This window comes from Brevundimonas sp., from assembly GCF_016742135.1.
Classification (GTDB): domain Bacteria; phylum Pseudomonadota; class Alphaproteobacteria; order Caulobacterales; family Caulobacteraceae; genus Brevundimonas.
Genome location: NZ_JACVCG010000003.1, coordinates 253,490 through 275,796, shown reverse-complemented (window position 1 = coordinate 275,796; position 22,307 = coordinate 253,490). Strand labels below are relative to the sequence as shown.

21 protein-coding genes are annotated in these 22,307 nt (G+C 67.6%); 12 read left to right on the top strand and 9 right to left on the bottom strand.

Translation table 11 applies throughout. The features are described 5' to 3' along the window. Positions 1-137 precede the first annotated feature (137 nt). The 8 genes from rho (at position 138) to IBJ06_RS08175 (ending at position 7,701) form a co-directional block, all read left to right on the top strand. Complete coding sequence (rho, locus tag IBJ06_RS08210) at positions 138-1,538, top strand: transcription termination factor Rho (protein WP_292159077.1); 1,401 nt, start codon at positions 138-140, stop codon at positions 1,536-1,538. A gap of 112 nt (positions 1,539-1,650) precedes the next feature. Beyond that, on the top strand, positions 1,651-1,875 hold the full coding sequence (locus IBJ06_RS08205) for a DUF6489 family protein (protein ID WP_292159075.1): 225 nt from the start codon (positions 1,651-1,653) through the stop codon (positions 1,873-1,875). Between the two features lie 7 nt (positions 1,876-1,882). Then, positions 1,883-3,199, top strand: coding sequence for a tRNA uridine-5-carboxymethylaminomethyl(34) synthesis GTPase MnmE (gene mnmE, locus IBJ06_RS08200; protein ID WP_292159073.1), 1,317 nt, complete (start codon positions 1,883-1,885; stop codon positions 3,197-3,199). Between the two features lie 61 nt (positions 3,200-3,260). After that, entirely contained in the window at positions 3,261-5,117 is a 1,857-nt protein-coding gene (gene mnmG / locus IBJ06_RS08195; protein WP_292159071.1) for a tRNA uridine-5-carboxymethylaminomethyl(34) synthesis enzyme MnmG, read from the top strand. A gap of 53 nt (positions 5,118-5,170) precedes the next feature. Continuing rightward, on the top strand, positions 5,171-5,743 hold the full coding sequence (gene rsmG, locus IBJ06_RS08190; protein WP_292159420.1) for a 16S rRNA (guanine(527)-N(7))-methyltransferase RsmG: 573 nt from the start codon (positions 5,171-5,173) through the stop codon (positions 5,741-5,743). Then, a complete protein-coding gene (locus tag IBJ06_RS08185) occupies positions 5,727-6,551 on the top strand; it encodes a ParA family protein (protein ID WP_292159069.1) in 825 nt (274 codons plus the stop codon). Before rsmG ends, IBJ06_RS08185 begins: the two co-directional genes overlap by 17 nt. 24 nt (positions 6,552-6,575) lie before the next feature. Then, complete coding sequence (locus IBJ06_RS08180; RefSeq protein WP_292159066.1) at positions 6,576-7,472, top strand: ParB/RepB/Spo0J family partition protein; 897 nt, start codon at positions 6,576-6,578, stop codon at positions 7,470-7,472. A 25-nt stretch (positions 7,473-7,497) separates the two neighbouring features. Then, positions 7,498-7,701, top strand: a complete 204-nt coding sequence (locus IBJ06_RS08175; protein WP_292159064.1) for a hypothetical protein — start codon at positions 7,498-7,500, stop codon at positions 7,699-7,701. A gap of 26 nt (positions 7,702-7,727) precedes the next feature. Here IBJ06_RS08175 and holA read toward each other — a convergent pair whose 3' ends face one another. The 4 genes from holA to IBJ06_RS08155 form a co-directional block, all read right to left on the bottom strand. After that, a complete protein-coding gene (gene holA / locus IBJ06_RS08170; protein WP_292159062.1) occupies positions 7,728-8,780 on the bottom strand; it encodes a DNA polymerase III subunit delta in 1,053 nt (350 codons plus the stop codon). 9 nt (positions 8,781-8,789) lie between these two features. Beyond that, a complete protein-coding gene (gene lptE / locus IBJ06_RS08165; RefSeq protein WP_292159060.1) occupies positions 8,790-9,296 on the bottom strand; it encodes an LPS assembly lipoprotein LptE in 507 nt (168 codons plus the stop codon). Continuing rightward, the gene (gene leuS / locus IBJ06_RS08160) at positions 9,293-11,854 is read right to left on the bottom strand and encodes a leucine--tRNA ligase (protein ID WP_292159058.1); all 2,562 of its coding nucleotides are present in this window, start codon (positions 11,852-11,854) and stop codon (positions 9,293-9,295) included. Before leuS ends, lptE begins: the two co-directional genes overlap by 4 nt. A 114-nt stretch (positions 11,855-11,968) precedes the next feature. Then, complete coding sequence (locus IBJ06_RS08155; protein ID WP_292159056.1) at positions 11,969-12,427, bottom strand: DUF3576 domain-containing protein; 459 nt, start codon at positions 12,425-12,427, stop codon at positions 11,969-11,971. 344 nt (positions 12,428-12,771) lie between these two features. On the opposite strand from IBJ06_RS08155, the gene IBJ06_RS08150 reads away from it, so the two are divergent. Then, positions 12,772-13,230 (top strand): NtrZ family periplasmic regulatory protein, encoded by a 459-nt coding sequence (locus IBJ06_RS08150; protein ID WP_292159054.1) that lies wholly within the window; start codon positions 12,772-12,774, stop codon positions 13,228-13,230. Positions 13,231-13,241: 11 nt separating this feature from the next. Here IBJ06_RS08150 and IBJ06_RS08145 read toward each other — a convergent pair whose 3' ends face one another. Next, positions 13,242-13,886 carry a thiamine phosphate synthase gene (locus IBJ06_RS08145; RefSeq protein ID WP_292159052.1) on the bottom strand — a complete coding sequence of 215 codons (645 nt, stop codon included), beginning with the start codon at positions 13,884-13,886 and terminating at the stop codon, positions 13,242-13,244. On the opposite strand from IBJ06_RS08145, the gene IBJ06_RS08140 reads away from it, so the two are divergent. Both IBJ06_RS08140 and IBJ06_RS08135 read left to right on the top strand, forming a co-directional pair. Next, the gene (locus IBJ06_RS08140; protein WP_292159050.1) at positions 13,885-14,583 is read left to right on the top strand and encodes a YggS family pyridoxal phosphate-dependent enzyme; all 699 of its coding nucleotides are present in this window, start codon (positions 13,885-13,887) and stop codon (positions 14,581-14,583) included. The genes IBJ06_RS08145 and IBJ06_RS08140 overlap by 2 nt on opposite strands. Positions 14,584-14,643: 60 nt before the next feature. After that, complete coding sequence (locus IBJ06_RS08135) at positions 14,644-15,330, top strand: response regulator transcription factor (protein ID WP_292159048.1); 687 nt, start codon at positions 14,644-14,646, stop codon at positions 15,328-15,330. A gap of 47 nt (positions 15,331-15,377) precedes the next feature. On the opposite strand, the gene IBJ06_RS08130 is transcribed toward IBJ06_RS08135, so the two are convergent. Beyond that, entirely contained in the window at positions 15,378-16,235 is an 858-nt protein-coding gene (locus IBJ06_RS08130) for a hypothetical protein (protein WP_292159046.1), read from the bottom strand. A gap of 103 nt (positions 16,236-16,338) precedes the next feature. Between IBJ06_RS08130 and IBJ06_RS08125 the strand changes: the two genes are divergently transcribed. Continuing rightward, the gene (locus IBJ06_RS08125) at positions 16,339-17,748 is read left to right on the top strand and encodes an SLC13 family permease (RefSeq protein WP_292159044.1); all 1,410 of its coding nucleotides are present in this window, start codon (positions 16,339-16,341) and stop codon (positions 17,746-17,748) included. Between the two features lie 4 nt (positions 17,749-17,752). On the opposite strand, the gene IBJ06_RS08120 is transcribed toward IBJ06_RS08125, so the two are convergent. From IBJ06_RS08120 to IBJ06_RS08110, 3 genes are all read right to left on the bottom strand, one after another. Next, positions 17,753-18,550 carry an exodeoxyribonuclease III gene (locus tag IBJ06_RS08120; protein ID WP_292159041.1) on the bottom strand — a complete coding sequence of 266 codons (798 nt, stop codon included), beginning with the start codon at positions 18,548-18,550 and terminating at the stop codon, positions 17,753-17,755. A gap of 229 nt (positions 18,551-18,779) precedes the next feature. Then, the gene (locus IBJ06_RS08115; protein WP_292159039.1) at positions 18,780-19,439 is read right to left on the bottom strand and encodes an outer membrane lipoprotein carrier protein LolA; all 660 of its coding nucleotides are present in this window, start codon (positions 19,437-19,439) and stop codon (positions 18,780-18,782) included. A 367-nt stretch (positions 19,440-19,806) separates the two neighbouring features. Further along, positions 19,807-22,164, bottom strand: a complete 2,358-nt coding sequence (locus tag IBJ06_RS08110; RefSeq protein WP_292159037.1) for a DNA translocase FtsK — start codon at positions 22,162-22,164, stop codon at positions 19,807-19,809. Positions 22,165-22,307 lie beyond the last annotated feature (143 nt).

The following is a 22,307-nucleotide window of genomic DNA, read 5'->3' as shown; positions in this document are numbered from 1 at the left end:
CCCCATTTGCCCAGTCCCCGTCGCGTGAGCGACCCAGCAGATGGTGGAGCCTTCCGGATGGCCGCAAGGCCTTGAAATTCTTGGCGATTTTCTCCTGCGAGGTGTTGTTGCAGGAGGCAGCCCCTGTGTGAGTTCCCATGAGCGACACCCCAGACACCCCAGAATCGCCCGAAACCGACGTCCTGCCCGCAGAGGACGCGCATGCCGACACGCCGACGACCGAGATCGACACGACCGAGGACGATGAGGAAGACGGCGAGGCCATCGTCCCGTCCGGCCGCATCACCCTCGCCGAGCTGAACGAAAAGACCCCGGCCGATCTGGTCGCCTTCGCCGAACAGCTCGAGGTCGAGAACGCCTCCAACCTGCGCAAGCAGGATCTTTTGTTCGCCATCCTCAAGGCCCTGGCCGAGGAAGAGGTCGAGATCATCGCTGACGGGGTGCTGGAAATCCTGCCCGACGGCTTCGGTTTCCTGCGCAGCCCGGACGCCAACTATCTGCCCGGGCCCGATGACATCTATGTCTCGCCCTCGCAGATCCGCCGTTTCGGCCTGCGGTCCGGCGACACGATCCACGGGGCCGTCCGTGGCCCGCGGGAAGGCGAGCGCTATTTCGCCCTGCTCAAGGTCGACACGATCAATCTGGAAGACCCGGAACTGGTCAAGACCAAGGTCCTGTTCGACAATCTGACCCCGCTCTATCCGGAAGAGCGGCTGCACATGGAAATCCAGGACCCGACGCTGAAGGACCGCTCGGGCCGGGTCATCGACATCGTTGCGCCGCTCGGCAAGGGCCAGCGCTGTTTGATTGTCGCCCCGCCGCGGGTCGGCAAGACGGTCATGCTGCAGAACATCGCCAAGTCGATCGAGGCCAATCACCCCGAGGTCTTCCTGATCGTGCTGCTGATTGATGAGCGGCCTGAGGAAGTGACAGACATGCAGCGCACGGTGAAGGGCGAGGTGGTCGCCTCGACCTTTGACGAGCCGGCGTCGCGCCACGTGGCGGTGGCCGAGATGGTGATCGAAAAGGCCAAGCGTCTGGTCGAGCACAAGAAGGATGTGGTGATCCTGCTCGACTCCATCACCCGCCTGGGCCGGGCCTATAATGCGACCGTGCCGTCGTCGGGCAAGGTTCTGACCGGCGGTGTGGACGCCAACGCCCTGCAGCGGCCCAAGCGCTTCTTCGGCGCGGCGCGCAATGTGGAGCAGGGCGGGTCGCTGACGATCATCGCCACCGCCCTGATCGATACCGGCAGCCGCATGGATGAGGTGATCTTCGAAGAGTTCAAGGGCACCGGCAACTCGGAGATCGTGCTGGACCGCAAGGTCGCCGACAAGCGCATCTTCCCGGCGATCGATGTGCTCAAGTCGGGCACTCGCAAGGAAGACCTGATCACGCCGCGGGACCAGCTGGCCAAGACCTATGTCCTGCGCCGAATCCTCAATCCCATGGGCCCGCAGGACGCGATCGAATTCCTGCTCGACAAGCTTCGCCAGTCCAAGAACAACGCGGACTTCTTCCAGTCGATGAACACCTAATCTGGCCCTATCGCCTCGCAGGCGGTGCGAGGCTGCTTGAGGGCGTGTTTCACGTGAAACGTCCTCAAGCAGCGAGGTTCCGCGAACCGAGCGTTAGGACGAAGGAGACTTCATGAAGGTCAATGTCGAGATCGATTGCACTCCGGCCGAGGCGCGTGCCTTTCTGGGTCTGCCGGATGTGGCGCCCCTCAACGACGCCATGGTCGCCGAAATGCAGAAGCGCATGGCTGAGAATATGGCGGCCATGCAGCCGGAAGAGCTGATGAAGACCTGGACCGGCTTTGGCCTCCAGGCCCAGGAGCAGTTCCGGCGCATGATGGAAGCCGCCACAAAATGAGGCCCCGGTGACGGACACGCTCTTTGCCCTGGCCACGCCGCCGGGCCGGGGGGCGGTGGCCGTTATCCGTCTGTCGGGTCCGGACTGCGACCGTGTGCTGAAGGGGCTTGGCGTGGGCCTGCCGGCTCCGAGACAGGCGGTCGTCCGCATCCTCCGCTATCAGGGGGAGACGCTGGATCAGGCGCTCGTCCTGCGGTTCAAGGCACCCGCCAGTTATACGGGCGAGGATGCGGCCGAGCTCCATCTCCATGGCGGGCGGGCGGTGGTGGAAGGCGTCAGCAAGGCCCTGGTCGACTTGGGCGTGCGACCGGCCGAGCCGGGAGAGTTCACCCGTCGCGCCTTCGAGAATGGCAAGCTGGATCTGACGCAGGCCGAGGCGATCGCCGATCTGATCGATGCCGAAACGACAGAGCAATCCGCGCAGGCCCTCGGGCAGCTTGGGGGTGCCCTCGCCGAAGCCTATGCGGGCTTCCGTCGGGATCTCCTGACCGCCCTGTCGCTGGTCGAGGCGGAGATCGACTTTCCCGACGAAGATATTCCGGAGGCGCTCGCGAGCCGGGCAGGACCGGTGCTTGACGGCCTGGTCACGGATCTGGAGCGGGCTCTGGCGAACGGACGGCGGGGAGAACGAATCCGGGAGGGCTATCGGATCGTGCTGATCGGCGAGACCAATGCCGGCAAGTCCTCCCTGTTCAATGCCCTCGTCGAACGGGAGGCCGCGATCGTCACGCCGATCGCCGGAACCACTCGGGATGTGCTGGATGCAACCCTCGTGATCGGCGGCTATGCGGTGACCTTGTCCGATACGGCCGGACTGCGCGACAGCGACGACCCGGTCGAGGCCGAGGGGGTGCGCCGGGCCCGGGCCCGGGCCGAGGCCGCCGATCTGCGGCTCTGGGTGGTGGCACCCGGCGATCCGGTCTATCCCGCAGGTTCCCTGGTCCGTTCCAGTGACCTCTGCGTGCGGACCAAGGCGGATCTGGAGCGAACCGACTGGCCGGGTGCTGTGGACGGTATGGCGACGCTGGTCGTTTCACCCACGTCGGGTCAGGGGCTGGAGGCGCTGACCAACTGGCTGGCGGCGCGTCTTGCGCGGGACCTCAGCGGCGGGGATTTCCCGGCCCTGACACGGGAACGGCATCGGCTCAGGCTGGAAGAGGCGCTGGGTTCTGTCCGATCCGCACGGCAGGCCCTGACACGCTCGCCCGAGATGGCCGGAGAGGATCTGCGTCGGGCGGCGGCCAGCCTCGCCCGTATCACCGGAGAGGTGGGGGTGGAGGATATCCTCGGCGAGGTGTTCGCCAGCTTCTGCATCGGCAAATAGTTTCACGTGAAACAACCCGGCCACGGTGGCGAATGAGCTGGTTTTCCCCTATGTCCCGGCCATGAACACATTCGACGTCATCGTCATCGGGGGCGGGCACGCCGGCTGTGAAGCGGCGGCGGCCTCGGCGCGCGCCGGGGCCCGAACGGTCCTGCTGACCCAGCGGCTCGACACCATCGGCGAGATGAGCTGCAATCCGGCCATCGGTGGCCTGGGCAAAGGGCATCTGGTCCGTGAGATCGATGCCCTGGACGGCATCATGGGGCGCCTGGCCGATGTGTCGGGCATCCAGTTCCGCATGCTGAACCGATCCAAGGGCGCGGCTGTTCAGGGCCCGCGCTCCCAGATCGACCGGCGTCTCTATCGGGAGGCCATGCAGGCCGAACTGTCCGCAACCCCGAACCTGACCCTGATGGCGGGAACGGCGGAGCGATTGATCGTCAACGAAAACCGGGTAGTCGGGGTTGAGACCGAGGCGGGCGAGACTCTGCGCGCCGGGGCTGTGGTGCTGACAACCGGCACCTTCCTGAACGGCGTCATTCACCGGGGCGATCTGCGTATTCCGGCAGGCCGCCATGGCGAGGCGCCGTCGACGGGTCTGGCGGCCGATCTGCATGCTGCAGGCCTCGCTCTGGGTCGACTCAAGACCGGGACGCCCGCACGGCTGGATGGGCGCACCATCGCCTGGGACCGGCTGGAAATGCAGCAGGCCGACGCCGAGCCCGTGCCCTTCAGCTTCCTGACCGACCGGATCACCGTACCGCAGATCGCCTGCGGCATTACCCACACCACCGAAGAGACCCACCGGATCATCGCCAAGAATCTTGGCGAAAGCGCCGTCTATGGCGGGTATCTGTCCGGCCGGGGGCCGCGCTACTGTCCGTCGATCGAGGACAAGGTGGTCCGCTTCGCCGACAAGACCAGCCATCAGATTTTTCTCGAGCCCGAGGGTCTGGACGATCCGACCGTCTATCCGAACGGCATTTCGACGTCGGTCTCCGAAGCCACCCAGGACTCCTTCCTGCGCACCATTCCGGGGCTCGAGGGGGTGGAGGTGTTCCGCTACGGCTATGCGATCGAATATGACTATGTCGACCCGCGTGAGCTGTTGCCGACGCTGGAAGTCAAGGCGCGCCCGGGGCTTTATCTGGCCGGCCAGATCAACGGCACGACCGGCTATGAGGAGGCGGCGGCTCAAGGGTTGATGGCCGGGCTGAACGCCGCCCGCGCGGTGGGCGGACAAGACGCGGTGATCCTGCGACGCGACCAGGCCTATATCGGCGTGATGATCGACGATCTGGTCACACGGGGTGTGACCGAGCCCTACCGCATGTTCACCAGCCGCGCCGAATATCGGCTGAGCCTCAGGGCCGATAATGCCGACCGCCGTCTCACGCCGCTCGCGATCGAGCTGGGACTGGCCGGTGCAGAGCGCGCGCGAGCGTTCACCGCAAAACAGGCCGAGCTGGACGATGTTCTGGCCTGGGCCAATGAGACCCGCTTTACACCCGGGGAGGCGAAACGTCTCGGCATTCATGTGAACGCCGATGGCCAGCGTCGGTCCGTGCGCGATCTCTTGGCCCATTCCGGCGTGACCCTCGATCAGTTTCTGCCGATCCGGCCGGACCTCGCGGAGCGCAGCCCTGCGGTGCGCGACCAGCTGGTGATCGAAGCTGCCTATGCCGGCTATCTGGACCGCCAGTCGGCGGACGCCGAGGCTCTGCGGCGTGAGGAAGGGCTGCGCCTGCCGACCGACCTCGACTATGGCGCCATGGGCGGACTGTCGGCCGAAGTTCGGGAGAAACTCGCCAGGATTCGCCCCGTGACCCTGGGTCAGGCCTCCCGGATCGAAGGCATGACGCCCGGCGCCCTGACCGCCCTGCTGGCCCACGTGAAAAAGGCGCGTGTGGCGGCGTGAGCGTTCGGATCGCTGCAGACTTTCAGGACCGCACCGGGGCATCGGACGCGCGCATGGGCGAGCTGGAGCGCTTCCGCGCGATGCTGGAAGAGACCAATGCCGTCATGAATCTGGTGGGGCCTGACACCCTCCCGGACTTCTGGTTGCGGCATGCCTGGGACAGCGCCCAGCTTCTGGAGGTCGAGCCCCGGGCGCTCACCTGGGCCGATCTGGGAGCCGGGGCCGGGTTCCCGGGTCTGGTTCTGGCCATACTTCTCAAGGATCGGCCCGGGGCCCACGTCTGGCTGATCGACAGTCTGGGGAAACGCTGCCGTTTCCTGACCAAGGTCGTTGAAACGCTGGGATTGCCGGCAACCGTGGTTCATGGTCGTGCGGAAGAGCAGAAGATTTCGGTCGAGCGGGTCACCGCTCGGGCGGTTGCGCCGATGGAACGGCTGCTCGGTTATGCACAGCCCTATATGCAACGCGGTGCACAAGCCGTGTTTCTCAAGGGGGAACGGGCGGAGGAGGAGTTGCGCGAAGCGCGGAAATCCTGGCAATTCTCCCATGAACTCCGGCCGTCGCAAAGCGATCCCCGCGGCCGTATCGTCTGTATCGGGAGTCTGCGTCGTGTCCGTACCGCCTGAGACCAAGCCCGGACCGCGCGTACTGGCCGTGTCGAACCAGAAAGGCGGGGTGGGGAAGACCACCACGGCCATCAATCTGGGCACGGCCCTGGCCGCCATCGGCGAAAAGGTGCTGATCGTCGATATGGACCCCCAGGGCAATGCCTCGACGGGCCTGGGTGTTTCACGTGAAACACGGCGCGTCACCATCTATGACGTCGTGACCGATGGTAGGGCCGTGGCCGAGGCGGCGGTCGAAACGGCCGTTCCCGGGCTCCACATTATCCCGTCAGACCCCGATATGTCGGGGGTTGAAATCGAGCTCAGCCAGGCCGATCGGCGCTCCTTCCGCCTGCGCGATGCGCTGCTGGCGCACGCACGCGAAGGTCAGACCCGGTACGACTATGTTCTGATCGACTGCCCCCCTTCTCTGAACCTGTTGACCCTCAACGCCATGGCGGCTGCCGATGCTGTACTGGTGCCTTTGCAGTGCGAATTCTTCGCCTTGGAGGGGCTGACGCAGCTGATGAAGACCATCGACATGGTCCGCCAGAGCCTCAATCCCCGTCTGGAAATCCAGGGGCTGGTGCTGACCATGTATGACAAGCGGAATGCCCTGTCGGGTCAGGTGGCCAATGATGTACGGGCCCACTTCGGCGACAAGGTCTATGACGCCGTCATCCCGCGGAATGTCCGGGTGTCGGAGGCCCCATCGTTCGGAAAGCCGGCCCTGATCTATGATCTGAAATGCGCGGGCAGTCAGGCCTATCTGAAGCTGGCGCGCGAAGTGGTCAAACGCGAGCGCTCCCGCCGGCTGGCCGTGGCCTGAATTCCAGAGCAGAAAGAAGCACAAGTGTCTGAACGTCAAAGAGGTCTGGGGCGCGGTCTGTCGGCCCTGCTGGGCGAAAGCGTCGGGGAACAGCCGGTGGCCGTGTCCGGCGAGGGCGCGCCTGCGGGCGTGCGCATGCTGCCGATCGAGCTGCTGAGGCCCAATCCGGATCAGCCGCGCAAACAGTTCACCCCGGCCGATCTCGAGGAACTGACCGTCTCGATCCGCGATCGCGGTGTGCTGCAGCCCATTCTGGTCCGGGCCTGGCCGGGCGAGACGGACCGCTGGCAGATCATTGCCGGTGAACGGCGCTGGCGTGCGGCCCAGGCCGCCCGCCTGACCACCGTGCCGGTGATCGAGCGCCAGATGGACGATGTCGAGGTGCTCGAGATCGCCATCATCGAGAACGTCCAGCGGGCAGACCTCAACCCCATGGAAGAGGCGAATGCCTATGCCCAGCTGATGGAACGGTTCGGTCGCACCCAGGACGCGGTCGCCGGTGTGGTCGGCAAGAGCCGCAGCCATGTGGCCAACACCCTGCGCCTGCTGCAACTGCCTGTGCCGGTGCGCGAGCACGTCATGGCCGGTCGCCTCAGCGCCGGACACGCGCGAGCCCTGATTACCGCTCGGGACCCGGTGGCCCTCGCGGAAGAGGTGCTGGCCAAGGGGTTGAACGTCCGCCAGACCGAAATCCTGGCGCGTCAGGCGACAGAGGGCACCCGGCCGGTGCGGCCCTCGCAGCGGGGGGGTGCCGGCCCCAGCGAAGCCTCGGCCGACATCGAGGCCCTGCAGCAGGATCTGGCCGACGCCCTGGGCATGAAGGTCGAGCTGGCGGATCGGGGGGGGAAGGGCGAGCTGACCCTTCGCTACGCCAGCCTGGAACAGCTGGACGAGCTGTGCCGTCGATTGATGCGCCTTTGATCCGGGGTCGTGCTAGGGTGCGCGCATGACCGACGCGCCCCACAATCCCGGCAAGAGCAACCCGACCGCTGATGCCATGAAACGGGCCCTGGCGGCCAAGAAGGCCGGTAGCCGTGGTGCGGCCACGTCCGGGGGCTTCAAGCCGGGCCAGCACGAAGAGAAGACGGTCGCCCGCCAGAGCGCTGCGGCCAATAAGCCAGCCTTCCGCAAGGCGTCGAAGCGCGGTTAAACCCCTAAATTAACAGGATATTTCAGCTAGAGACCCAGCCTGCGGGCCCGGGCGGAGATCTCCAGAAACAGGCGCTCGGTGATCAGCCGGTCGGGCAGGCCGGTGGTCTTGGTTCGAACCTCGGCCAGCGCCACGGCCTCGGTGACCTCCTGCAGGTCACGCGGGGACCAGACCTTCACCTGCCGCAGGATCTCGGCTTCCTGTTTCCAGAAGACGCCGGCCGCCTTGGCGGCCTCGCGCGCGCCCTGACCCGAGGCGATGGACGCCGATATCCGTCGCAGCCGCCCCAGGTGCTGGCCCGCCGCGCGCACGGCTGCGACTGCCGCCTCGCCCTCGGCAAAGGCCCGGCGCAGGCCGGCCTGGCAGGCCGCCGCCTTGCCGCCAAAGGCCTGCTGGGCCGCGTCCTGAAACGAGGCCTGCGGTTCGACGCCCAGATGGGCCTCAAGCTCCGCCTCGTCGATCTGACGGCCCGATCCGGGCCCGATGTAGAGGATCAGCCGCTCCAGTTCCTGACGCATCAGGCCGCGTTCGCGTGGCAGGCGCGCGACGAACCGGTCCAGCGCCTCCCGCGTCAGGCTGACATTGTCGGCCTGCAGGGCTTCCCGCGTCATCCGCGCGACATCGCCGGTCTCATCCTCATAGCAGACGATGCCGACGGCGCCTGACTGGCTCTCGGCCGCGCGACGCAGTGCCGACTCCCGCCCCAGGTTGCCCGCCTCGATCACCCAGACGGCATCGGGGTTGTACTGGCCCTCGGCGTGGCCCTTCAGAACGGCGGTGAGCGCCTTTTCCTGCGGCACCCGCTCGCCGCCGAGGCGCAGTCGCACCAGCCGCCGCCCGCCCATCATCGACAGGGCCGACAGGGCGTCCTCCAGCCGTCCGTCATCGGCCTCGACGTCCGTCTCCGTCAGCAGGGAGACGTTGAAGGGGTCATTGAGGTCCGGCGTGACGGTCTTGCACAACCGTTCGGCCCGCTCGCCCACACCCGAGCGGTCGCGCCCGTGGATGAGGATGACGCGGACGGAAGGATCGGGGGCCTTCAGGAAGCGCTCGATCTCCGGAGCCTTGGAGAGCTGCATGGGCCCGGATCAGGGGCGGGCCGGGGCGGTCGGGCCCACGGCATGGATCAGGGCCAGACGGATTCGCTGGGCCAGGGTCTCTGCCGCACGCCCTTCGGCATCCTCCTGCGCGGCGATGGCGGCATAGGGCTGGTCGGACGCGGCATAGCTCACGGTTACGGTTTCGCGCCCCGCCCGGACTTCGCCTCCCGACAGCGGGGTCAGGGTCCACTGGCCGACGAGGGTCATCTCATAGCGAGCGGCCGTGTCGTCAATCCGTCGGCCCAGTGGTCTCCGGGACATTTCCAGCGCGACGTCCAGCCGCCAGTCAGGTGTGACGGCCCGATCATACAGAAGGGCATCTTCCAGCCGCTCGCGAAGGCGATAGCCCAGTCGGGTGTCGGGTGTTTCCACCGCAACGCGCGACAGGCCAGGCGCGGTCGCCTCGCCATACAGGGGCGTAAAGCCACAGGCCGACAGGGCCACGGACAGGGCCGCAGCCGCCGCCAACCCGAGGTCGCGCCGACCGCGGATCATCCGGCCACCAGGTTGACGATACGATCGGGCACGACGATCACCTTCCTGACCGAGAGATTGTTCGTCTCAAGGTAGGCGCGGACGGCCGGATTGGCCAGCGCCTCCGCTTCCACGGCTTTCGGATCGGCCCCGCGCGGCATGACGATCTCGCCGCGCTTCTTGCCGCCGATCTGGACGGGCAGGGTCAGTTCGTCATCGGCCGCCAGCGCCGGGTCCCATTCGGGCCAGGGGGCGTCCAGAACCATGCCGTCCTCTCCGAGCGCGCTCCAGCATTCCTCGGCCAGGTGGGGGGTGAAGGGGGCGATCAGGCGGGCAAAGGCTGACAGGGCCTCACGCCGGGCGATTCCTCCGGCTCCCGCATGGGCGCGCAGGGTCGACAGAAAGCCATACAGCTTCGCGATGGCCGAGTTGAAGCGGAAGCCCTCAACCCCCTCGGTCACCGCCTTGATGGCCTTGTGGGTTTCCCGGCGCAGGGCCAGATCGGTGTCCGCCTGATCGGGGGCCGTCCCGTCAAAGCCGTCAAACTCGGCCCAGACGCGCTGGACGAAGCGACCCGCGCCTTCCAGCCCGCCGGTGGTCCACTGGACATCGCGCTCGGGCGGGCTGTCGGACAGGACGAACAGACGCCCCGCGTCGACACCGTGGCTGTCGAGGATTTCCTGCGGTGCCACGACGTTCTTCTTGGATTTCGACATCTTTTCGATGTCGCCGATGGTCAGTGGCTCGCCGGTCGACAGGCGGGTCGCGACGCGCCGGCCGTCCACGGTCTCGAGGCGGACATCGGTCGGCTCGACCCAGGCCCCGGCCTCTGTGCGATAGGTCTCGTGGACCACCATCCCTTGGGTGAACAGGCCGGCGAACGGTTCCTTGACCGACATCATGCCGGCATCCGACAGGGCCCGGCTGATGAAGCGGGCATACAGCAGGTGCAGGACCGCATGCTCGACCCCGCCGATGTACTGATCGACGGGCAGCCAGTGGTCGGCGGCCGCCTTGTTGATCGCCGTCTCGGCCTTCGGGTCGGTGAAGCGGGCGAAATACCAGCTGGAATCGACAAAGGTGTCGAGCGTATCGGTCTCGCGGACCGCCTCGCCATCGCAGGACGGGCAGCGGACGTGCTTCCAGGTCGGGTGCCGGTCCAGCGGATTGCCCGGCGTGTCGAACGTCACGTCCTCGGGCAGCACGACCGGCAACTGGTCATCCGGCACCGGCAACGCGCCACAGGACGCGCAGTGGATGACCGGGATCGGACAGCCCCAGTAGCGCTGGCGGCTGACGCCCCAGTCGCGCAGGCGATAGAGCGTCTTGCCCTCGCCCGTACCGGCGGCCTCAACCCGGGCAATCACCTCGGCCTTGGCGTCGGCGATGGTCATGCTGTTCAGGAAGTCGGAGTTGAAGAGGGTGCCGGGCCCCGTCCAGGCCTCGTCGCCGACGGTGAAGTCGTCACCCGCGCCCTCGAGGCGGACCACGGGCAGCACGGGCAGGTCGTATTTGCGCGCAAACTCCAGATCCCGCTGGTCGTGGGCCGGACAGGCAAAAATCGCCCCCGTTCCGTATTCCGACAGGATGAAGTTGGCGATCCAGACCGGGATGTCCTTGCCGGTAAAGGGATGGCGGACGGTCAGACCGGTATCGCGCCCGATCTTCTCCGCCTGTTCGATCTCGGCCTCGGACGTGCCACCGCGACGGCACTCGGCGACGAATTCCGCGATCTCCGGGTCCGCCTCGGCCAGTTGCTTCGACAGCGGGTGGTCGGGTGCCAGGCCCAGAAAGGACGCCCCGAACAGGGTGTCCGGGCGGGTGGTGTAGATCTCGAGGCCGTCCTCGAATCCCGCCGGAGCCTCTCCGGAAAAGGCCCAAGTCATTTGCAGGCCGCTGGACCGACCGATCCAGTTCTCCTGCATGGTCCGCACCTTGTCGGGCCAGCGGTCCAGTGTCTTCAGCCCGTCGATCAGGTCGTCGGCATAGTCGGTGATCCGCAGAAACCACTGGTTCAGCTTGCGTTTCTCGACGACGGCTCCCGAGCGCCACCCGCGTCCGTCGATGACCTGCTCATTGGCGAGCACGGTGTTGTCGACCGGATCCCAGTTCACGACCGAGTCCTTGCGATAGACCAGGCCGCGTTCCAGCAGCTTCAGAAACCAGGCCTGCTGCCGGCCGTAATAGGCCGGATCACATGTGGCGAACTCACGCGACCAGTCCAGTGACAGACCCAGCAGCTTCAGCTGGTCCCGCATGGTGGCGATGTTGGACCAGGTCCACTCGCCAGGATGCACGCCGCGCTCCATGGCGGCGTTCTCCGCCGGCATGCCGAACGCGTCCCAGCCCATGGGATGCAGCACCTCAAACCCCCGGGCCCGTTTGAACCGGGCCACCACATCGCCCATCACATAGTTGCGCGCATGACCCATGTGGATGTTGCCCGACGGATAGGGAAACATCTCCAGCACATAATATTTGGGCTTGCCGGTCGGCGTGACCGGTGTGGTGAAGGCGTCAGCCGCGCGCCAGCGCTCCTGCTGGCGGGGCTCGGCGGTCTTGGGGTCGTAACGGGCCACGCGAAAGAGGGCTCCTTCAACGAGCCCGGCGCGGGCCGGGCCCGGATGCGTCGGTCGGGAGACGAGGCCCGACTGGGGGGCCCGTCCGGTCGGGGAGAAATGAGGCGCCGAGGATCAGCGGGCGTCGGACAGGTTGAGCTGGCGCGCGCGCGTCAGGATCGCGTTCTCGAGGTCGGTTTCGGTCTGGGGATCGACCGGAGCGGCGGTCCACTGGCCATCGGCACCCCGGACCTGCTTGACCACGGACACGTTCAGGGCATCAGCGCGAAGCCGCGTGTCGAGGATGAAGACCGTGGCCTTGAACCGCTCATTCGGAGCGGCCGGGTCGGAATACCAGTCGTAATTGATCACGCCCCCCCAGGGATCGGCGCTGGAAAGCGGCATGAAGCTGAGCGTATCCAGCGAGGCGCGCCACAGATAGGCGTTGACGCCGATGCCGACGGACGCCGCGCTGGAACTCGCGTTGTCGCGCGAACCGCCGATGATCGGTACCGAACTGCAACCCGCCAGGGCCAGGCTCGATGCCATCAGGACCAATGCTGCGCCGCGAACCACAGCCGACTGGGTGGCCATTCAGAACTCTCCGTTCAGATTCAACCTCATCGCTCCCGGACAGAAGCGCATGCGTCGCCCCGGATCACCCGGACCCGGAGCCACCCGTCCTATAGCACGGGGAAAAGGGGCAAAGACAAGGCAAAGCCGCATCTGTGGGCCGTGCGTCGGAACTCGCCCGTCCGGCGACGCCCGGGAACGGGGAATTCCCGTGACGCTTGCGCCACAGGCGATGACGGAGTCGCAGGCCGCGCAACCCTTGCCGCCGGTTTGCATTGACCGTCCATGCGGCCAGTGTCTTAGGTTTGAACCACAGAAGCGTCCGCAGGGACGTCAACCCGGGTCGAAGGCTCAAAGGGCAGGACATGCGCCAGACGCGCAACGGACAGGCGGGACGACAGCAGGCGCTCATGGGCGTGGCTGCCAGCCTGTCGCTGTCCCTGGCGGCGGCGGGACTGGCGCTTACCCTCGCTCCCGAAAGCGCGCAGGCCCAGGCGCGGACCACCCCCCGGGCCCAGGCACCGTCCGCCCAGACCCCGTCCGTGTCGCTCAGCGACGCGGATCGCGCGGCGCGCGCCGGCCAGCGCCGGGGCCTGCGCCTGAACGAGAGCGGACGCTGGGGCCTGGATTTCAACCTCAGCCAGCCGGTCGGCCGTGAGGCCGAATGGGGGGATGTGGAAGCGGGCGCCTATTACCGCGTCAATCCCAGCCTGCGGGTCGGGGCCTCGGCCGGACTGGCGGTTGCCGATCCCGACCCGGCCCGGGTCGAATCCGACACGCGGGCCCAGCCGCGCGTGCGTCTCGAAAGCATTTTCCGCTTCTGAGAATGAAGCGTTCAGTCCGCGCCAAACGCCTGCAGCACCCCGTCAATCGCCGCCAGGCCGCATAATCCGGTGCCGATCAGGGCGGGTGCCGTCTGCTCCGTAATGCCCCCCAACCCATAGGCAGGTACCGTCAGGCCCGCCACATGGCGGGTGACGACGCCAGTTCCCAGAGGAGGGCGGCCGGCACTCGCGCCACCCGCGCGAAAGACCGGCGACAGGACGACGGCGTTCAGGGCCTCGATCCCCGGTACGGCGGCCTCCCCATGCAAGGCCCCGGTGATCAGCCAGTCCGGATGGCGGGCCCTGAGCGCTGCGGCCTGATCCAGATCCCGCTCGGGCAGGTGCAGACCGTCGGCCGCGACCGCCCCGGCCAGATCGACATCCTGACCGATCAACAACCGCACGCCCCGCTCAATCGTCACGCGCCGCAGGCGGCGGGCCTCCACCTCGCGTTCGGAGCGACCGAAGCCCCGATAGACCACCCCGGCCCCGCGGGGTAGTCGCGCCGCGACCTCCCAGGGCCGGGTCGTGCGGACTGGATCGGTGAAGAACAGAAGGGGCGGCAGCACGGCCACAGCCGGGCTGACAGCCGCCGCCGCCCGGTTTAGAGCCTGTGCCGTCTGCCAGAGCTGGTTTTCGCCCGGATCGCCCGTCATGTCCTCCTCATCGCCTGTCTCCGCGCCTCCGTCCATTGCCGAGCGTCTGGCCGGGGCGCGAGCGCGGATCGGGGCTGCGGGCCGCGAAGCCGGACGAAATCCGGCGGATGTGACCCTCGTGGCCGTGACCAAGACCCAGCCCTGGGAGCGGGTGAAGGCCATGCTTGAGGCAGGCCAGGCGGTATTCGGCGAAAACCGGGTGCAGGAGGCCGACAGCCGCTGGGGCGCGCCCGAGGCCTCGGCCCACCCTGTGGAGCTGCGCCTGATCGGCCCGCTGCAGACCAATAAGGTCGAGGCGGCGCTGGCCCGTTTCGATGTCATTGAGACCCTCGACCGCGAGCGTCTGGCCGAGGCGCTGGCCCGGGCCGCCGACAAGCTGGGCAAGCGCCCGCGGGTGCTTATTCAGGTCAATACCGGCGAGGAGCCCCAGAAGGCCGGCATCGCGCCGCGCGATGCCGATGCCTTCATCGCCCGGGCACGGGACGTTCACGGCCTCATCGTCGAGGGTTTGATGGCCATTCCCCCGGTCGAGGAGGCCGCCGGGCCGCACTTCGCCCTGCTGGCCAAGATCGCGCGCCGGAATGATCTCAAGGTCCTGTCCATGGGCATGAGCGGCGATTTCGAGACCGCAATCCGCTTCGGGGCCACCCATGTGCGGCTGGGGACGGCCCTGTTCGGGCCCCGCGATGCGGACTGAACGACGGGAAAACGCGGGCGCGCCCTTGGCGTAAGGCGCGACGCTCGCCATTGTCATGCCATGCCCACGTCCAAGACCCTTCTGATCATCGACGACGACGACGACCTGCGCGAGGCGCTGGCCGAACAACTGGCCCTGCATGAAGAGTTCCTGCCCCGTCAGGCGGCCAATGCCACCGACGGCATCCGCATGGGCCGGGATTCGCGTATCGACCTGATCCTGCTGGATGTTGACCTGCCGGACATGGACGGGCGCGAGGCCTGCCGCCTGCTGCGAAAGGCCGGGGTCTCGACCCCGATCATCATGCTGACCGGCCAGACCTCGGATTCGGATACGGTGCTCGGTCTCGATGCCGGGGCCAATGACTATGTCGCCAAGCCGTTCCGCTTTGCCGTGCTGCTGGCCCGCATCCGCGCCCATCTGCGCAGTCACGAACAGTCCGAGGACGCCGTGTTCCGCATCGGCCCCTACGAATTCCGTCCGGCGGGCAAGATGCTGTCAGCCCCCGAAGGCCGGAAGATCCGGCTGACGGAAAAGGAAACCAATATCCTGAAGTATCTCTATCGCGCCGGAGCCAAGGCCGTGTCGCGCGAGGAGCTGCTGACCGAGGTGTGGGGCTATAACGCCGGGGTCACCACCCACACGCTCGAAACCCACATCTATCGCCTGCGCCAGAAGATCGAGCCCGAACCCGGGCAGGCCCGCATTCTGGTCACCGACCAAGGCGGATACCGCCTCCAGCCCTGAGACTTTCAGCGTCAGGGTTTGTCATCCCGGAAACGCCGAAGGCGTTATCAGGGACGCCACTCGCTGAGGACCGAGCCGGAGCTGCCATCCTCAAAGGCCACACGGTCCAGCTGGACGGCGGCGATACAGACCGGACGCTGATCGATGCCGGCGGCGCGGCACCGGATGGCGCGGCCGTCGGGGAAGCTGGCGAACCGTCCCTCCAGAACAACCCGATAGCCCATGGGTGAGGGGGCAGGGGCGCGACCGTCCTCGCCCCTTACGGTAAAGCGGTAGGCCTGGCCGTCGCGACGACCGAGGCGGGAGCTGTTGGTTTCATGGACCGAGGCCAGACCCACGGTCTGGGGGTCGGCCTGAGCGGCGCCGCCCATCAGGGGATCGCGCGCGATCGTCGGGCAGGCCTCGCTGCCCAGCCAGGGACGGGTAACCCAGAAACCCTCGACGGCTTCCCAGCGGTTCGCCGCCCCCGAGCCGATGATCAGGGCACTGTCGGACCAGTTCTCGGGGGTCAGCGACAGGACAAGCGTCCGGTTCTCCGGCCCCCAGGTCACGGTCGGCAGCCCGGCGTCGGCGACGCCCCGGTCGCTGTCGGCGGTCACGGCCGGGGCCGGTCGGTCGCAACCGAACGGCAGGCGAATGGCAAAGGTTCGACCGACGAGGGGGTCGGTACCGGAGGGTGCGACGCCCGTGGCATAGGTCGATCCGGCCCGCGAAATGGCGCCCAGAAACGCTGTCCGGTCGAGCGTGGTCGGGGGCGCAATATCCGGCTCGGGCACCGGCGTCTCGATGATCGGTTCGGCGTCGACGGGCTGTTCGCGGGGTTCGCGATCACACTGTGTCAGTCCCAGGGCCAGGACGGACGCCATCGCCAGTCGCGCGACAGGTGTCCACCGGATCGATTTCATCGGCTCATTTCCAACCATCCCAAGGCTTTAGCACAGTCCGCCCTCAAGACGAATTTTCGCCCCTGTATTGACGGCGGCCTCATGGGCGCGTCTTCAGGGACGGATGACCCTGGATCAGATCATAGCGCTCGGCGTCCTGGTGACCGTGGTCGGCGTGCTCATCCACGGGCGGGTGCGCGCGGATGTGGTAGCCTTGGCCGGGGCGGCCGTGCTGCTGCTGCTGGGCGTCGTGCGACCGGTCGAGGTGCAGGCCGCCTTTGCCAGCCCGGCGGTGATCGCCCTCGCCGGCCTGTTCGTCATCGCCTACGCCATCGAGCTCTCGGGCCTGCTGGGCCTGATGATCCGGCGGGCGACGCGCTGGGCCTCGCGGGTCGGCGCGGTGGGAATCTGGGTCGTGATCGGCATGTGCGGCTCGCTGGGCGGCTTCCTCAACAATACCCCGGTGGTGGTCCTGGCCGCGCCGGTGATCCGCGACGTGGCCCAGACGCTGAAGCTGTCGCCCAAGCGGTTCCTGATGCCCCTCAGTCACGTCACCGTGATGGGCGGTCTGCTGACCCTGATCGGCACCTCGACCAACCTGCTGGTCAACGACATGGCGCGCAATGCGGGGCAGCCCGTCTTCACCCTGTTCGAGATCACCCCGGTCGGCCTGTGTATCGCGGTCACCGGAGGCCTGTGGCTGTATTTCGTCGGCGCCCGGCAACTGGGCCGGACGGTGGCGGCGGACGAGGCCGAACAGGCCCGGCTGGCGGAGCTGGAGGAAAGCCGGCGCAAGGCCGAGGCCGAGGCGGCGGCGAAGCGCCGACGGATCCTGCCCTTCGGCCTGCCCCGGTTCGGAGAGGCCCGGGCCCACGAGGATGGCTCGGGCGACGCCCATCTGGGCGACGTGTCGCTGTTCGGCGCGGCCGACCGGCCCTTCGACCTGCGCCGGTCGCTGATCGCCTTCGGGGTCTTCGTCGCCGTCGTGGCCGCGGCCGGCCTCGGCTGGGCCCCGATCGCGGCCTCGGCCTTCGCCGGCGCCGTGGCCCTGATCCTGCTGCGGGTGATCACCCCCGAGGAAGCCTATGCCGGCCTGAGGCCGGAAATCCTGCTGCTCATCGCCGGCATGGTGGTGATCGGCATCGCCATCGAGGTCACCGGCCTGGCGGCGGCTGGGGCGGGGCTGCTGATCGAGGTGCTGCGGCCGTTCGGCCCCCTGGTCGGGCTGATCATCCTGTACGGGGTGACCCTGTTCGCGACCGAACTGCTGTCCAACGCCACGGTCGCGGTGCTGATCACACCCATCGCCGTGGCCCTGGCCGAGAGTTTCGGGGTCGATCCGCGCCCCTTCCTGGTCGGGGTGATGATGGCCGCCTCGGCCGCCTTCGCCACGCCGTTCGGCTATCAGACCAATGTGCTGGTCTACCAGATGGGCGGCTACAGCTACATGGACTTCGTCCGCGTCGGCCTGCCGCTCAACCTGGTCACCTGGGTCGCGGCCATGATCGCCATTCCGATCTTCTTCCCCTTCTGAGCCGTCAGACGTCCAGATCGACGCTGACCGGCGCATGGTCGCTGGGCCGCTCCCAGGCGCGCACCGGCTCGTGGATGCGGGCAGAGCCGGGCACGACGGCGGGGGTCAGCCCCGGCGAGGTCCAGATGTGGTCCAGTCTCAGCCCCCGGTTCGACTTGCGGAAGTCCTGGGCCCGATAGCTCCACCAGCTGGCCAGCTTTTCCGGTTCGGGAAAGGCGTCCCGGATCACGTCGCTGAAGCGCCCGGCTTGCTGCAGCCGGGTCAGGGTCTCGATCTCGACCGGCGTATGGCTGACGACCTTCAGCATGAAGCGATGGTTCCAGACGTCGAACTCGCCGGGGGCGATGTTGAAATCCCCGGCCAGCAGCAGCGGCGCATTCGGATCACGCCGCGCCACCTCGGCGGTCAGCCGTTCGTAGAAGTCCATCTTGTGATCGAATTTTGGATTGAGCACCCGGTCGGGCAGGTCGCCGCCCGCTGGAATATAGAAATTCTGGATCTCGACGCCCCGGACGGACGCCGAGACGCAGCGCGCATGGCCCTCGCGGCACAGGCCCAGGCTCGGGGCCTCATCCAGCGGCAGGCGGCTGGCGATGGCCACGCCATGCCAGCCCTTCTGACCGCCGATCTTCAGGTGCGGCAGGCCCATCTCCTCAAAGGCGCGCACCGGAAACTGGTCGTCGGTGCATTTGATTTCCTGCAGAAGCAGGACGTCCGTGGCGCTCTCGGCCACATAGCGGGCGACCTGGTCTATGCGCAGGCGGACCGAATTGATGTTCCAGGTGGTCAGGCGAAGGGTCATGCGCCCGCCTTAGCAGGGGATTGTGAGCCGGCGCAAAAAAACGCCCGGCCATCAGACCGGGCGCTTTCAGAGGTGTCTCTGCCGCAGGGAGGGGGATGACATCCGTAGCGGTCAATGGCTGCTCTCAGCCTGTGCTCATTCTGCAACGTCAAACTGAAAAAGTCAAATCCCAAAATGACACCGCCCTGCTGTGATTATTTCGCCACGATTCTCCGGTGCGTTGCATGCGTCAACGATTGCGTCCCGGGCGGCGGGTCGGATCGCGCAGCTGGAACAGGCTGTTCGACAGATTGCCCGCAGGCCTGAGGGTGGTCAGCTGGGTGCGGGTACGCGCGCCCTGGGCGTCGATCACCGTCCATTCCTGGAGACGCAGGGGGTCACCGGCAAAGGCCAGGGTCACGGAGCCGTCGTTCGGGCGACGGGAATCCCGCGCCACCAGGGCAAAGGCCCCCGACTCCCGGCGTACGACCCGATCGATACGCACGCCCTGGTCCAGCCGGACCTCGCGCGAGAGGAAGGTCGACAGCGGCGTCTCGCTGAGCGGAACTTGGCGGAACACCTCGAGCCGCGGGTCATAACGCATGACGTTGCTGCCGTCCGACACGACCAGCAGGCCCGCCGGATTGGTGTATTCAAAGCGCATCTTGCCGGGGCGCTGCAGCCAGAACCGGCCCGTCCGGCGCTGACCGCCCGCGCCCGTCTCGACAAATTCGCCCTGGGCCGAGGTCAGGCCGCGCAGATAGGCCTGGGCGCGGGCCACGACCGCCTGGTCCTCGGCCGACAGGCCCGCCTGGGCCATGACCGAGGGCGCGCCGACCAGCAGGCCGGTCACGCCGAGGGCGGCGCCCAGGCCAAAGTCGCGGCGGGACAGGATGTGAGGCGTCGTCATGAAATCCATCCTTGATAGTGAAGCGGATCGAGGCTCGAACATCCCCCGTCCGCAAGGCGCGGTCATGGCTCCAGCCTGACCATATTCCGGCGCTGCGATGAAGCCCCGTTCATCGAAATCGGGAGGCCCGCGCACCGACGACCCCGATCAACGCCCTTCCGGCGCGCAGGTTCACGCCCTCAAGCAGCGAGCGACCGCGTCGCGAGCGTCAGGGCGAAGAACCCTGCCCTCAAGCAGCGAGCCGCCGCGCGGCGAGCGTCAGGGCGAAGAACCCTGCCCTCAAGCAGCGAGGCTCCGCGAGCCGAGCGTCAGGGCAAAGAACCTGCCCTCAAGCAGCGAGCCGCCGCGCGGCGAGCGTCAGGGCCACTTACAACGGCGGCGGTCCGGCCAGCACGTCGCGCTTGCCGGCATGGTTGGCGGGACTGACCACGCCCTCCTGCTCCATCCGTTCGATCAGCGAGGCCGCACGGTTATAGCCGATTTGCAGCCGCCGCTGGACATAGGAGGTCGAAGCCTTGCGGTCGCGCGTGACCACGGCCACGGCGCGGTCGTACAGGTCATCGCCGGTGCCGCCGGCATCGCCGCCGTCGTCCCCGCCCTCGTCGTCAGGTTCGTCGGTGATCAGGTCCAGATAATCGGGCGCCCCTTGCGCCCGCAGATGGGCACAGACCTCCTCAACCTCGCGGTCGGTCACGAACGGGCCGTGCAGGCGGGTGATGCGGCCGCCGCCGGCCATATAGAGCATGTCGCCCTGGCCCAGCAGCTGCTCGCCGCCCTGTTCGCCCAGGATGGTCCGACTGTCGATCTTGGAGGTCACCTGGAAGGATATCCGGGTCGGGAAATTGGCCTTGATCGTGCCGGTGATCACATCGACCGACGGCCGCTGGGTCGCCATGATCAGGTGGATGCCGGCCGCGCGCGCCATCTGGGCCAGACGCTGGACCGCGCCCTCGACGTCCTTGCCGGCCACCAGCATCAGGTCGGCCATCTCGTCCATGACCACGACCAGATAGGGCATGGGCTCGGGCCGGATCTTCTCGGATTCATAGACCGGGCGGCCCTGCTCGTCGAAGCCGGTCTGGACGGTACGTTCGAAATGCTCGCCCTTCTCCTGGGCCTCCTTCGCCCGGGCATTGTAGCCGGCGATGTTGCGCACCCCCAGCTTGGACATGCGGCGATAGCGGTCCTCCATCTCGCGCACCGTCCACTTCAGCGCCACGACGGCCTTCTTCGGGTCGGTCACCACCGGGCTGAGCAGATGCGGGATGCCGTCATAGACGCTGAGCTCCAGCATCTTGGGGTCGATCATGATGAAGCGGCATTCGTCGGGGCTGAGGCGGTACAGGATCGACAGGATCATGGCATTGACCCCGACCGACTTGCCCGAACCGGTGGTGCCCGCGATCAACAGGTGCGGCATCCGCGCCAGATCGGCGACATAGGGCTCGCCGCCGATGGTCTCGCCCAGCGCCAGCGGCAACAGATGGGCAGGCTTGTCATATTCGCCCGAGGCCAGCAGATCGCGCAGATAGACGGTCTCGCGCCGGGCGTTGGGCAGTTCGATGCCGATGGCGTTCCGGCCCTGCACCACACTGATGCGACAGGCGCGGGCCGACATGGAGCGGGCAATATCGTCGGCCAGGGCCACGACGCGCCCGTGCTTCACGCCCGGGGCAGGCACCAGTTCGTAGAGCGTCACGACCGGACCGGGCCGGATCTGGTCGATCGAGCCGCGCACACCGAACTCCTGCAGCACCTCCTCCAGCAGGCGGGCATTCTGTTTCAGGGCGGTTTCGTCGACCGCGCCGACACGCTTCTCCGGCTTGGCCAGGGTCGCCAGCGACGGCAGGTCAAAGGCGCCGGGCGGTCGTACGAAATCAAAGGTCCGCTGGTCGACATCGGCGTCCTTGCGGGGGGTGCGGGCGGCCTTGGTCGGAGCGACGCGCGGCCCGGACACGTCCGGTGCGCGGGCAGCGGCGGGCGCGGCCTCCGGCACGGGTGGCGTTTCCGGATCGACGGGTCGGGGACGGGGTGGCGCGCGGCGCGCCGGGCGAGCGCGGGGCGTTTCCGAAGACGCGACCGGTCGGGGACGACGGCCCCGGCCCCGGATCCAGTCCAGTCCGTCGGTCAGATCGGCAGGCCGCAGACCCAGCGCATGGCCCAGCGCCGTCAGGGCCCCCGCCAGGAACATCAGGCCGATCGCCACGCTGACGATGACGCTGTTACCCGGCAGGCCCAGGGCATTCAGCCCTGCCACGATCACCCCGCTGAACCCATCGCCCGACAGGCCGCCCATGCCTGTGACCAGCGGCCAGATGGCGGGCGGGGTTGGTGTCGACAAGGCGGCGGCCAGGGCCAGCACGCCCAACGTTGCGGTCAGGCTGCGCATCGGGGTCACGATCAGCCGATGACGCAGGGTGTCGCCCACGGCGATGGCCAGGCCAAAGGCCAGCAGCAGCAGGGCCGCGGGCCAGGCCGCCAGCCCCAGCCCCTGCATGAACAGATCGGCGACCACCGCCCCCTGCGCTCCCAGCCAGTTGGTCGGGGCGTGGGTCGAGGAGGCGTTCCAGCTGGGATCGTTTCGATTCCACGAGATCAGGGCGATCAGCAGCAGCACTGACAGAAGCGCCTGCAGCATGCCGCGAAATCGCACGATCGCCGGCGCCTGCCAGACGATGCGGGCGCTCAGCCAGAGCCGATGACTGATGGCGAGGGCAGCGGACATGGGCGGACAAACCCCTTGCGGACGAAACGGCGACGAGACACCGACAGGGTGGCAGAGGGAGGGTTAAGGGGCTGTTTACCTCGCCGCAGACGCGGCCCTCTTTCGGGGGCCTTTCGCCGCACTGGACGCCGGGCCGTCACGGC